Below are 12690 nucleotides of genomic sequence, written 5' to 3'. Positions count from 1 at the left end.
CCGACATTCGCTGCATTTCCGATTTCCCATAGAATAAATTCGAGATTCGGCGCGAGAACGCTTCTTGCTACATCGTGCCGCAAACGCGAAAACGTCGAAGCGCGCCGAGTCGCGACGATCAGAACGAGGAATCGAAGTGTCGGAAAGCCGGGGGATGTGGGAAGTTGCGGGGCGTGACGGAAATCAGCGAAACACGGCGCAGCGCGTCACGCCGAAACGAAGCGTCAGCGCCGCCATACGTCATGCGGCCGTCGTCCTGACGATGACGTCGCTCGTCGCCGGCTGTGCGACGCGCCCGCCCGCGACGGCGCTCGATCGGCCGGTGAGCCGCGCGTTGTCGCCGGACGAAGCGACGCCGCTCGCGAGCGCGCTCGCGCCGTTGGAAAAGCAGCATCCCGATCAGTCCGCCGTGCGCCTGCTGCCGACCGGCACCGACGCGCTTCAGGCCCGCATCGCGCTCGCGCGCGCGGCGACGAAGACGCTCGACATGCAGTACTACATCGCCAACGAGGACAACACCGGCAAGCTGCTGCTCGGCGCGGCGCTGTACGCGGCGGATCGCGGCGTGCGTGTGCGCATGCTGGTCGATGATCTGAACTTCAAGGACATCGACCAGATCATGGCTGCGCTCAATTCGCACGACAACATCGAGATCCGCGTCTTCAATCCGTTCGGCAGCGCGCAACGCAGCTTCTCCGAGCGCACGCAGAATTTTTTCACGAACCTCAGCCATTTCACGCGCCGCATGCACAACAAGGCGATGATCGCGGACAACCAGATTGCGATCGTCGGCGGGCGCAATCTCGGCGACGAATACTTCAGCGCGAGCCCGACGCTGCAGTTCCGCGATCTCGATGTCTTCGCCGCCGGCCCGGTGACGCAGAAAATCTCCGCGAGCTTCGACGAATACTGGAACAGCTCGCTCGCCTATCCGCTGCGCGCGTTGAACAAGCAGAAGTTCGATCCGTCGGAGCTCGACAAGACGCGCGACGACCTGCGCGCCCACTGGCGCGCGCAGGCCGATCCGCTGAACGCGAAGCCGCTCAACGCGACTCCGCTCGCGCAGCAGATTGCACGCGAGGAAATGGGCCTCGTGTGGGCGCCGACGGAATTCCGGGTCGATTCGCCGTCGAAGATCGAGCACCCGAGCGACGACTATCAAAGCCCGCCGATGCAGCGCCTCATCGATCTGCTGAAGGACGCGAAGAGCGAATTCCTGATCCTGTCGCCCTACTTCGTGCCGCACGACACCGGCGTGAAGGCGCTCGCCGATCTGACGAAGCGCCACATGCGCGTCGCGGTGCTGACGAATTCGCTCGCCGCGACCGATGCCGTCGCGGTGCAGGCCGGCTATGCGCCGTATCGCGTCTCGATGCTGCAAAACGGCGTCGAACTGTACGAATTCAAACCGATTCAGGCCGAAGGCGAAAGCAGCCCGCGGGCGGGACTGTTTGGTTCGCAGTCGCGCGCGAGCCTGCATGCGAAGGCCTATGTGATCGATCGGAGTATCCTCGTGATCGGCTCCATGAATCTGGACCCGCGCTCGGCGAAGCTGAACACCGAACTCGCGCTGGTCATCCACAGCAAACCGATCGCCGAGGAAGCCGCCAAATTGTTCGAGCACGGCATCTCGCCGAAGATCAGCTGGCAGGTGCAGCTCGCGAGCGCGGCGGTGACCGAGTCGCTTCGGCGCACGGGCGCGCCGCAGTCGGGCCTCGTCTGGACCGCCGAGGAAAACGGCAGTCTCGTCACCTACAATTTCGATCCGGAGGCGGGTTTTTATCGCAATGCGATGACGGGCCTCTTCATGCTGCTGCCCGTCGACAAGGAGCTTTGATCCAACTTCGAAGGGAACTCACGCCATGTCACAAGATGCGAAGGGCGACGTACGGATGGAGAAAGACACGTTCGGCGAGATCGCCGTGCCGAACGGCAAGCTTTGGGGCGCGCAGACGCAGCGCTCGCTGCAGAACTTCAAGATTTCGACGGAAAAGCAGTCGCCCGAACTGATCACGGCACTCGCGATGATCAAGCACGCGGCCGCCGACGTGAACGAAGGGCTGAAGGTGCTCGAGGCGAAGAAGGCGAAGGCGATCATTCAGGCCGCCGAGGAAATCATCGACGGCAAGCATCCCGACGAGTTTCCGCTGGCCGTGTGGCAGACGGGCTCGGGCACGCAGACCAACATGAACCTGAACGAGGTGATCGCCAATCGCGCGAGCGAAATCATGGGCGGCCCGCGCGGCGAGGAGCGCCTCGTGCATCCGAACGACGACGTGAATCGCGGCCAGTCGTCGAACGACGTGTTCCCGACGGCGATGCACGTCGCCGCGGCGGTCGCGATCACGAAGCATCTGATTCCGTCGCTCAAGACGCTGCGCGATACGCTCGACAAGAAAGCGAAGGCGTTCGACAAGATCGTGAAGATCGGCCGCACGCATCTGCAGGACGCGACACCGCTCACGCTCGGCCAGGAGTTTTCCGGCTACGTCGCGCAACTGGATCAGGGCATCCGGCATGTGGAGGCGACGCTGCCGCACCTGTATCAGCTCGCGCAGGGCGGCACGGCGGTCGGCACGGGACTGAACGCGCATCCGGAATTCGCGACGAAGGTCGCGCAGGCGATCGGCAAGCTCACCGGCCTGCCCTTCGAGACCGCGCCCAACAAGTTCGAGGTGATGGCAGCCGCCGATGCGCTCGTCGCCGCGCACGGCGCGTTGAAAACAGTCGCGGCGGGAATGATGAAGATCGCGAACGACATCCGCTGGCTCGCGAGCGGACCGCGCTGCGGGCTCGGAGAGCTGTCGATTCCGGAGAACGAGCCGGGCAGCTCGATCATGCCGGGCAAGGTGAACCCGACGCAATCCGAAGCCGTGACCATGCTGTGCTGCCAGGTGTTCGGCAACGATGTCGCGGTGAACTTCGGCGGCGCGAGCGGCAACTTCGAGCTGAATGTGTTCCGCCCGATGATCGCGCACAACGTGCTGCAATCCGTCCGGCTGCTCGCGGACGGCGCGCAAAGCTTCAACGACAACTGCGCGGTGGGCATCGAGCCGAACGAGAAGCGCATCGACAGCCTGCTCAACGAATCGCTGATGCTCGTGACGGCACTGAATCCGCACATCGGTTACGACAAGGCCGCCCAGATCGCGAAGAAGGCGCACAAGGAAGGCACGACGCTCAAGGCCGCCGCGCTCGCGCTCGGTCACGTGACCGAGCAGCAGTTCGACGAATGGGTCAAGCCGGGCGACATGGTGGGAAAGAAGTAGCCGCTCCCTCGACCGACGAAGGCGGCGGGATCAGACCTTCCCCGCCGCGACCTCTTCCGGCTTCAGCTCGACGATCGCGTCGAGCGCATCCTTCACGTCCATCGCGTACTTCGCGAGACGCTTTTCCTCCTCCGTCTCCGGCACGAACGAAGGCACGGGCGTGGGCTGCCCTTTTTCATCGACGGCGACGAAGACCATCAGGCAATCGGTCGTCTGCTGAAGCTCGCCGACTTTAGGATCGCCCGCGTGCACGGAAATGTGGATGTGCATGCTGGTGCGCCCCGTCGTCACGACGCGCGCGCGCAACTCGACCAGATTGCCGACGAGAATCGGCCGCCGGAAGCGGATATTGCCGACGCTGACCGTCACCGCGTAGCGTCCGGACCACATCGCGGCGCAGGCGTAGGCGGTCTCGTCGATCCATTTCATCAGCGCGCCACCGTGCACCTTGCCGCCGAAGTTCACCGAGGTGGGCTCGGCGAGAAAGCGGAAGGTGGTTTCGGCGCGGCTTTTCGGGACCGCGGGAATGGAAGATGAGGTCGGCGTATTCATGGGAGGCCCGTCGGATGCGGAAATTGAATGCCGATTATAGGGTCGGCAATATTCAATCGTGGACGGTGATGCCCTGATCGATCGTGCCGTACATCGTGATGCTGCCGCCGCCCGCCGATGACGGCCCGCCCGCGCAGCCCGCCAGGAGCACGAGAGCGCCCATTACGCTAGCGAGAATGAATCTGGACATGGAAACCTCCTGCAGCTTCGAAATGCCAGCGGTCATTCTAGCGCTGCGCTTCGCGCATCGACATTTCGTGTCGCGGTGAAACGTCGGTTGCGAGAGGCGGGCTAGAGTGGAACCATCGAACCTTCACCGATACGGACATCGCCATGAACGCCGCCCTCGACGACGCCGATTCCCGCGTGCGCCATTTCCCCGGACTGTCGCGCATCGGCGCGCTGATCGCCGATCCGGGGCGCGCCGCCATGCTCTGGTCGCTGATGGACGGCACCGCGCGCCCGGCCGGCGAGCTGACGATGATCGCGGGGCTGTCGCCTTCGGCGGCGAGCGGACATCTCGCGCGGTTGACCGAAGGCGGACTGCTCGCGCTCGAAGTGAGCGGTCGACATCGCTACTATCGCATCGCGACGCCGGATATCGCCGCGGCCATCGAGGCGCTCGCCAATCTCGCGCGGGCGAGCGCGCCGCAGCGCGCACCGGAACGCCCGCCTTCGGCCGTGCCGCTGGAAATGCGTTTCGCGCGCACTTGTTACGATCATCTCGCGGGCGAACTGGCGGTGCGGATCTTCGACCGGATGATCGCGCGCAACTGGCTCGCCGCCGCCGATGATCACGATGAGGTTCACGGTCCCACCGCGCTCGATGCGACGCCGGAAGGCGCGCAAGCGTTCGCCGGGCTGGGCATCGACCTGAAAGCGCAGCGCGCGCGGCGGCGGCGCTTCGCGTGCACGTGCATCGACTGGAGCGAGCGACGGCCGCATCTGGGCGGCGCGCTCGGCGCGGCGTTCCTCGAAGCGTGCGAGTCGCATGGCTGGATCGAGCACACGGCGAGGCGTCGCGTGTTGCGCGTGACGCCGGCCGGGCATCGGCACTTCGAGGACTTCCTGTCCCCGCGATAAAGCTTTGTTACGCGCGCCTGCGCGCCGTTACAAACGGCATCGTACGGATACAGGCGCGGGCGATACATTGATCCGGTAGGCCTCGCGGACCCACAGCGTCGAACGAGACGCGCGCGCGGCCGCCGGAGAATGCAATGAAAATCAAGGCCGTCGCCGCCGCCACCGCCACCGTGTGTGCGCTTTTGTCGACATCGGGGCTCACCGCGTTCGCACAGACACCGTCCGCAGTGTCGGCGCAGGCGGAACAGAGCGATCCCCCCGGGCGCATCGCCAGGCTGAACTATATGGCCGGGACCGTGACGACCGAACCCGCGGGCGCGGGCGACTGGTCCTACGCGCAGATCAATCGTCCGCTCACGACGGGCGATCAACTCTGGAACGACGAGAACGCGCGCTCGGAACTGCATATCGGCTCGACGGCGGTGCGGCTCGGCTCATCGACGGCTCTCTCGGTGCTCGCGCTCGACGACAACACCGCTCAGCTCAAGGTCGCACAAGGAACGCTGTCGACCCGCGTGCGTGAACTGCCGCCGGGTAGCCGCTATGAAATCGACACGCCCAACGCCGCGCTTGCGATCACGACGCCCGGCGAGGTGCGCGTGGACGTTGCGCCCGATGGCCGCGCGACCACCGTGACGGTGCGAAACGGCGGCGTCACCGCTTACGGCGACGGCGGCGCGGTGCAGCTCGCGGGCGGCCAGCAGATGACGTTCGAGGGCACGAACCTGCAACAGGCATCGGCGAATGCGGCGCCCGCGCCGGACGCATTCGATCAGTGGGCTGCGGGCCGCGATGCCTCCGAAGACCGCTCGGTTTCGGCGCAATACGTGTCGCGCGACATCCCCGGTTATCAGGATCTCGATGCCAACGGCACGTGGCGCAGCGATCCGTCGTACGGGCCGGTCTGGGTGCCGAATGCCGTTTCCGCCGACTGGGCGCCGTATCGGCAGGGGCACTGGGCATGGCAGGAACCGTGGGGCTGGACTTGGATCGACGATGCGCCGTGGGGCTTCGCGCCGTATCACTACGGCCGCTGGGCGTATGTCGGGTCGCAGTGGGCGTGGGTGCCCGGTCCGATGGCCGTGAGCGCGCCGCCCGCGTATTCGCCCGCGCTCGTCGCGTTCGTCGGCGACGGCGGGAGCGCCGTCGACTGGAACGTCGCACTGACCGTCGGCGGCATCGCGGCGGCGGGCGTCGCATGGTTCCCGCTCGGGCCGCGCGAAGCGTGGCGTCCGCGTCACGATGGCTGGAGTCCGCGCTACTACGAGCGCGTGAACCGCAACGTCTACGTGAACAATACGTACGTCAACTATCGCGCGCCGCGCGGGCTGACGGCCGTGCCGGCGAACACGTTCGTGCATGGCCAGCCGGTAGGACGTCAACCGTATGCGGTCGATCCGTCGCGCTGGCGCAATCCGCGCTTTTTTGCAGGCGCACCGGGCATCGCGCCGACGCGCGACAGCTTCGCACCCGGAGCGCGCCGCGCGGATTACCGGCCGCCGCAGGGCGGGTTCGGACGTCCGGTGGTCGCGACGCGCGCGCCGGTCGCGCCGCCCGCTTTCCATGACAGATTCCCGCAGCAGGATCGCGACAGGCATGGGCCCGATGCCCGCAGCGAGCCAGTGCATCTCGTGGCGACCCACGGGCCAGCGCGCTCGGTCATCGCGGGCGGCGGCACGCCCGCCCCCGCGCAGCCGATGCAGCCGCATGGAAACGGCGTACCGCGTCCGCCTCAGGCGTCTCGGTTCAGCGGCGGCGATCCGCGCTTTTCGCACGGGGAGCCATCGCACGGACACGCCGTTCCGAACGAGCCGCGCATGCCGCAGCAGGCCTTCCAGCCGGGCAGGCTGCCGCAACAGGGACAGCCGCCGATGGCGTCGCACGCCAGCAACGCGCCACGTTTCGACCACGGCGCCCCCGGCACGCCGATGCTCGCGATGCAGCCGCAGCCCAGCCACGCGCCGCCCGCACCGCAGCAACGTCAGCCGCAGCAGGAAGCGTATCGGCCGGCCCGCGTCGAGCCGCCGCGTCATGAGGCGCCGCCGCCTCGCCCGCAGCAGGAAGCGCAGCGGCCACAGGTCCGCCAGGAGCCGCCGCATCAGCCGATGCATCAGGAAGCGCGTCAGGCGCCGCCGCAGATGCCGCATCAGGAGCAGCATCAGCAGCCTCAACAGGCGCAACAACCACAGCAGCCGCAACAGCCGCAGCACGGCGGCGGCAACGAGCACCATCGAAGCTGAAGCCGTAAACGCAAAACGCGCGGCCCGAAGCCGCGCGTTTCTCGTGCGAATCGACGAAGCGCGACCTACACCGCCATCGGCGCCGTGAGCGCGTCGTGGTGCTTGTACCCTTCGAGCGCGAAATCCTTCGGCTCGATCTTCTCCAGCCACTCCGGCTCGTAGCGTTTCGTCACTGCGTAGTCCGGTACGCGATCCGAGATGATCAACTGCGGCGACGGCAGCGGCTCGCGCTTGAGTTGCTCGTGCAGCATGTCGAGCTGATTCTCGTAGATGTGTGCATCGCCGATGAAATACGTGAACCAGCGCGGCGTGTAGCCCGTCAGCCGGCCGACCAGATGCAGCAGCGCCGCGCCCTCGGTCAGATTGAACGGCGTGCCGAGCCCGACGTCATTGCTGCGGATATACAGACACAGCGAAATCTCGCGCGTCACCGCGTTCGGGATGAACTGATACAGCAGGTGGCAGGCGGGCAGCGCGATCTCGTCGAGCTTCGCCGGATTCCACGCGTGGAACAGAATTCGCCGGTCGGTCGGGCGCTCGATGATCGTGTCGAGACACTGGCGCAACTGGTCGATCGCCTTGTACAGCAGCACTTGTTCGCGCCCGTTTTCGACGAAGCTCGTCACGAGCTGGAAGCCGCGATTCGTGGCGTCGGCGATCTGATCGCCCGCGCAGGCGTCGACGAGCTTGTACGCGGGCCATTTGCGCCACTGCACGCCGTAGACGTCGCCGAGGTCGTCCGGACCTTGCCGATACGGATTTTCGAGCCATTGCGGGTTCTCGTTCGCGTTGGCGTCCCAGACCTTGCAGCCGAGCGCGCGAAAGTCGGCCGCGCTCTTCGACGCACGCAGAAAGCCCACCAACTCGCCGATCGCCGACTTGAACGCGAGCTTTTTCGTGGTCACAGCCGGGAAACCCTGTTGCAAGTCGAAACGCAGCATCGCGCCGGGAATGCTGATCGTGCGGATGCCCGTGCGGTTTTCCTGCCAAGTGCCGGTATCGAGAATCGTCTGGACGAGCTCGAGATACTGTTTCATTCGATGTTCCCTGGGATACGCTGCGCGCCCTCGCGAACGGAAGGCGTAAAGACGAGATTTTACCAAGCGCCGGGTGGCGGCGCTTGGAGCATCGGCACGAAAAAACGGGCGCCTGAAAGCGCCCGTCCGGTAAATGTCGGCGACTTCGCGGTCAGCCGCGCGTCGCATGCTCCGACGGCGCATCGACCTCGATGTGCCGCATCCCATGCGCGCTCAACAGCCGATACAGCGTCACTCGCGAGATGCCTAGCTCGTGCGCCGCGTCGCCAAGACGTCCACGATGGCGCAAAAGTGCGAGTTCGATCGCCTGCCGTTCGGCCGCCTCTCGCGCCTGCGCGAGCGAAACCGGTGCGACTTCGACATACTCGCCGAGCTCGAGATCGCGCGCGGTGATCTGCCGTCCTTCCGACATCACGATCGCGCGCCGCACGCGGTTGATGAGCTCGCGCACGTTGCCGGGCCAGCCGTAGTTGTGGATCGCGGCGATCGCGTCGGGCGAGAAGCCGCGCAGACGCCGGCTCGCATCCTTCTTGAAGCGGTCGAGCATGTGCTTCGCGAGCAACTCGATGTCCTTGCCGCGCGCGCGCAGCGGCGGCTCGTCGATCTGCAGCACGCACAGGCGATGGTACAAGTCCGCACGAAAGCGCCCTTCGATCATCGCGGTCTGCATGTCGACGTGCGTCGCCGAAATGATGCGCACGTCCACCGGCGTCGAGCCGTGGCCGCCCAAGCGTTCCACCTTGCGTTCCTGCAGGAAGCGCAACAGGCTCGCCTGGCTTTCGAGCGGCAGATCGCCAATTTCATCGAGGAACAGCGTGCCGCCGTTGGCCGCTTCCACGCGGCCGATCTTGCGCTGATTCGCGCCCGTAAATGCACCGCGTTCGTAGCCGAAGAGCTCCGATTGCAGCAGATGCGCAGGAATCGCGCCGCAGTTGATCGCAACGAAAGGCTGATCGCGCCGCGCTGAGCGCTCGTGAATCGCGACGGCCGTCAGTTCCTTGCCTGTGCCGGATTCGCCCGAGATGAACACGGGCGCGTCGGTCATGGCGACTTTGCGGATCGAGCGGAACAGCGCGAGCATCGCGTCGCACGAACCGACCATCTCGCCTTCGGCGCGGCCCTCGCTGCGCGCATCGTTCGATGCGGCGTCGTGCAGCGACACCATGCCGTACGCATGCCCCACGGAATCGACGATGCGGTCGTTCGACGTCGGCAGCGTCACGTAATCGAAGCAATAGTCGCGAATCACGCGACGCACGGCGGCGTCTTCGAGTTGTCCGGCAACGGTTGCCGCGACCCAGCCCACGTTGGTCATCGTCAGCGACGATTCGAACGCCGCCAGTTCATGAGATTCGAAATGACACGACAGATCCAGCAGCCCGCCGGTCGCCAGATCGCTGCGCAAAGCCTTGCGCGTGTCGCGCGCGCTCGCGACGATTTCGATATGCCACCCGCGCTCCTCGAATCGCGCGCACAGCGTCTCGCTTGGTTCGCGAGTCACATAGATGAGTTGCCGCCGAGCGACGTCCATTATTCAGATCCTTTGTTCAACATTCGTTGAAAAGGTCACGTAGTTCAGGCTCGCGCTACATCGCAGAATTCGTTGCCCTCGCACGTTTCTCGCAAACGTCTGGCGAGGGACTTGCCACTTGATACGTCGCCCCCGGGACACGGCGCGAAACACCACGCACCCTTCCACGAAACCCTTTATGTCTGATTCTGTGCCGTTTTTGAGAGACTACTATAACGCAGAAACCCCGAAAACAAATATCGCGAGAGCCGCCGGATTAGCCACAAAACCTTGATAGGACGGGCTTAGCAAGAATTTCTCACACGATTATTAAAAACTTTGCGCACAATTTAATAAGACAAAATCTTATACCGATTTCGCGAGAATTTCATGTTTTTCTGCCTTCATGTTTCAACGGTGAAACGTTTTCATCGAAATTTTTGCGCTGCGCATTCGTCCGATTTTCGCTAACCGTTGCGTGGTAAAGCTTCCCGGTACATGGCACGTAATTCGCTAAATTTGGAGCGCGCCGGAAGGTAAGAAATACCCTTCATAGAACGATCGTTCATATTTCTCCCTGCATTCACCTTCTGCTTAATCGTCATACCGGCCGGACGATTACTTTATTTCCGAATGTTTCAGCCCCGGGAATAATTACCTTGGATTTTGTCGTCAAGATGGCACTCGATAGTTCATTCAGGCGCGGCGAAGCAATCGGCACGCATCAAATCGGCGAGGACGCGGACGAACTGGCCGAGACGGGCTCGCCCGCCAATCGCCCGACCGGTTCCGGAATCAGTGTGACGCTATGGGACGAGATCGCGCCCTCCCCCTCGCACACGACAACGCCGCTCGCCGACGAGTCGCCGGAAGCGTGAGTCCGCGCGGGCCGTCCGGGAGTTGGGGTTAGAATCGAGGCCCCGGCGGCGCGCGACCCGCGCGCGCCTGTTCGCTTCGACCCTCTTTCACATGACGACGCTGACCCTGATCGTCGCCCGCGCGCGCAATGGCGTGATCGGACGCGATAACCAACTGCCCTGGCGCCTGCCCGAGGACCTCGCGTTCTTCAAGCGCACGACGATGGGCAAGCCCATCATCATGGGCCGCAAGACGCATGAATCGATCGGCCGGCCGCTGCCGGGGCGACGCAATATCGTCGTGTCGCGCGACGGCACACGCCGCTACGAAGGGTGCGACGTCGCGACGAGCCTCGAAGCCGCGCTCGCGCTCGAGCCGGTCAAGGAAGCCTTTCTGATCGGCGGCGCGCAGTTGTATCAGAACGCGATCGCGCGGGCGGACAAGATGATCATCACCGAGATCGATGCCGATTTCGACGGCGACACGCGCTTTCCCGCGCCCGATCCGGAGTTGTGGCGCGAAGTGTCGCGCGAGACGCATCGCGCGGCCGCGCCGAACGATTTCACGTTCGCGTTCGTGACCTACGAGCGCATTGCGTCGTCGGAATGAAAAAAGGCTCCGGACGCGTTCCGGAGCCTTTGCCTTTCATCTTCAATCGACGCGGATCACTGGCCCGCGACGGTCATCCGCTCGATCAGCACCGAACCGATTTCCTTCGTGCCGCGCACGACGGTATCCGCGCCGATCGCCTCGATGTGGCGGAACATCTCCTGCAGCGTGCTCGCCACCGTGATTTCCTCCACGGCATGCACGATCTTGCCGTTCTCGACCCAAAAGCCCGACGCGCCGCGCGAATAGTCGCCGGTCACGTAGTTCACGCCCTGGCCCATCAGTTCGGTGAGCAAAAGGCCGGTATCGAGCTTCTTCAGCATCGCCTCGAAGTCGTCTTCGGAATTCGTGTGCGTGCTCGTCATCGTCAGATTGTGCGAGCCGCCTGCGTTGCCGGTGGTCTGCATGCCGAGCTTGCGCGCCGAGTACGTCGAGAGGAAATAGCCCTGCACGACGCCATCGTCGACGACGTTGCGACGCTGCGTGCGCACGCCCTCTTCGTCGAACGGCGCGCTGCCCATGCCGCCCTTCACGTGCGGGTCCTCGACGATCTGGATATGCGGCGCGAACACCGGCTTGCCCAGGCTGTCGACGAGGAACGTGGTCTTGCGATACAGCGCGCCCCCGCTCACCGCCTGGACGAACGCGCCGAGAATGCCGGCCGCGAGCGGCGCTTCGAACAGCACGCGGCACTTGCGCGTGTCGAGGCTCTTCGCGTTCAGGCGCGCGAGGGCCCGCTCCGCGGCGTAACGGCCGACCGCTTCCGGCGCGGCGAGCGCGGAGGCGTCGCGTTTCGACGTGTACCAGTCGTCGCGCTGCATGTCGCGGCCGGCAGCCGCGATCGGCGCGCACGCAATGTAATGGCGCGAGTACGGATAGCCTGCCATGAAGCCACGCGAGGTCGCGAGCACGAACTGCGAATGCTGCGCGGAGACGCTCGCGCCTTCGGAGTTGGTCACGCGCTTGTCGACGGCGAACGCTGCGCTTTCCGCGCGGCGCGCGATGTCGGCGGCCTCTTCGGCGTCGATGTCCCACGGATGATAGAGATCCAGATCCTGCGGGGACTTTTCCAGCAATTCCGCTTCCGCGAGGCCCGCCGCGCTGTCCTCCGCCGTGAAGCGCGCGATGTTGTACGCGGCTGCGACGGTGTCGCGCAACGCGTCGCGCGTGAAGTCCGCGGTGCTCGCGTTGCCGCGCTTCTTGCCGATGAACACGGTCACGCCGACCATCTTGTCGCGATTGTGCTCGATGGTTTCGACTTCACCGCGCCGCACGCTCACCGACAAGCCGTCGCCTTCGGAGATTTCAGTGGCGGCATCGCTCGCGCCGAGTTCCTTCGCGTAGCGCAGAATGTCGGAGGCGATCTCCTTCAGCTCGTCCTGCGTATGCGGGAAGTAGCGTTGCTTGACGTCCATGTCTGCTGCCATTTTTGGTTGCCTTTGGAAGTCGGGCGTGTCGCGCCCGCGCATGTCGTGATTGCTTCGGGATGCCCGGCTCGGAGCGCTCGTCGTCGAGCATCGGGCAACGGGATC

At 64.8% G+C, this 12690-nt stretch carries 11 protein-coding genes; 6 read left to right on the top strand and 5 right to left on the bottom strand.

The annotated features are described in order from the left end of the window. Nucleotides 1–154: 154 nt before the first annotated feature. Both U4Y90_RS09780 and fumC read left to right on the top strand, forming a co-directional pair. Entirely contained in the window at nucleotides 155–1837 is a 1683-nt protein-coding gene (locus U4Y90_RS09780) for a phospholipase D family protein (protein ID WP_321794374.1), read from the top strand. Between the two features lie 25 nt (nucleotides 1838–1862). Next, nucleotides 1863–3269: a class II fumarate hydratase gene (fumC, locus tag U4Y90_RS09775; RefSeq protein WP_321794373.1), complete on the top strand. Its 1407-nt coding sequence runs from the start codon at nucleotides 1863–1865 to the stop codon at nucleotides 3267–3269. 30 nt (nucleotides 3270–3299) lie between these two features. Here the strand turns inward: fumC and U4Y90_RS09770 are convergent, their stop codons facing one another. Together U4Y90_RS09770 and U4Y90_RS09765 are read right to left on the bottom strand one after the other, a co-directional pair. Continuing rightward, nucleotides 3300–3821 carry an acyl-CoA thioesterase gene (locus U4Y90_RS09770; RefSeq protein ID WP_321794372.1) on the bottom strand — a complete coding sequence of 174 codons (522 nt, stop codon included), beginning with the start codon at nucleotides 3819–3821 and terminating at the stop codon, nucleotides 3300–3302. A 52-nt stretch (nucleotides 3822–3873) separates the two neighbouring features. Continuing rightward, complete coding sequence (locus U4Y90_RS09765) at nucleotides 3874–4011, bottom strand: hypothetical protein (protein WP_321794371.1); 138 nt, start codon at nucleotides 4009–4011, stop codon at nucleotides 3874–3876. Nucleotides 4012–4154: 143 nt separating this feature from the next. Here U4Y90_RS09765 and U4Y90_RS09760 point away from each other — a divergent pair, with 143 nt between their 5' ends. Both U4Y90_RS09760 and U4Y90_RS09755 read left to right on the top strand, forming a co-directional pair. Beyond that, nucleotides 4155–4904 carry a helix-turn-helix transcriptional regulator gene (locus U4Y90_RS09760; RefSeq protein WP_321794370.1) on the top strand — a complete coding sequence of 250 codons (750 nt, stop codon included), beginning with the start codon at nucleotides 4155–4157 and terminating at the stop codon, nucleotides 4902–4904. 134 nt (nucleotides 4905–5038) lie between these two features. Then, nucleotides 5039–7144 (top strand): DUF6600 domain-containing protein, encoded by a 2106-nt coding sequence (locus U4Y90_RS09755; protein ID WP_321794369.1) that lies wholly within the window; start codon nucleotides 5039–5041, stop codon nucleotides 7142–7144. A 65-nt stretch (nucleotides 7145–7209) separates the two neighbouring features. Here U4Y90_RS09755 and U4Y90_RS09750 read toward each other — a convergent pair whose 3' ends face one another. Both U4Y90_RS09750 and U4Y90_RS09745 read right to left on the bottom strand, forming a co-directional pair. Further along, a complete protein-coding gene (locus U4Y90_RS09750; protein ID WP_321794368.1) occupies nucleotides 7210–8181 on the bottom strand; it encodes a thymidylate synthase in 972 nt (323 codons plus the stop codon). Nucleotides 8182–8332: 151 nt separating this feature from the next. Next, complete coding sequence (locus U4Y90_RS09745) at nucleotides 8333–9712, bottom strand: sigma-54 dependent transcriptional regulator (RefSeq protein ID WP_321794367.1); 1380 nt, start codon at nucleotides 9710–9712, stop codon at nucleotides 8333–8335. A 656-nt stretch (nucleotides 9713–10368) separates the two neighbouring features. On the opposite strand from U4Y90_RS09745, the gene U4Y90_RS09740 reads away from it, so the two are divergent. Then, nucleotides 10369–10569 (top strand): hypothetical protein, encoded by a 201-nt coding sequence (locus tag U4Y90_RS09740; protein ID WP_321794366.1) that lies wholly within the window; start codon nucleotides 10369–10371, stop codon nucleotides 10567–10569. 91 nt (nucleotides 10570–10660) lie between these two features. Further along, nucleotides 10661–11158 (top strand): dihydrofolate reductase, encoded by a 498-nt coding sequence (locus U4Y90_RS09735; RefSeq protein ID WP_321794365.1) that lies wholly within the window; start codon nucleotides 10661–10663, stop codon nucleotides 11156–11158. A gap of 56 nt (nucleotides 11159–11214) precedes the next feature. On the opposite strand, the gene pmbA is transcribed toward U4Y90_RS09735, so the two are convergent. Beyond that, nucleotides 11215–12585: a metalloprotease PmbA gene (gene pmbA / locus U4Y90_RS09730; protein ID WP_321794364.1), complete on the bottom strand. Its 1371-nt coding sequence runs from the start codon at nucleotides 12583–12585 to the stop codon at nucleotides 11215–11217. Nucleotides 12586–12690: the final 105 nt, after the last annotated feature.

The organism is Caballeronia sp. J97 (assembly GCF_905220305.1).
In the GTDB taxonomy this organism is placed as follows: Bacteria; Pseudomonadota; Gammaproteobacteria; order Burkholderiales; family Burkholderiaceae; genus Caballeronia.
The sequence above is the reverse complement of the archived record's forward strand: the minus strand, read 5'-3'. Positions and strand labels throughout refer to the sequence as shown.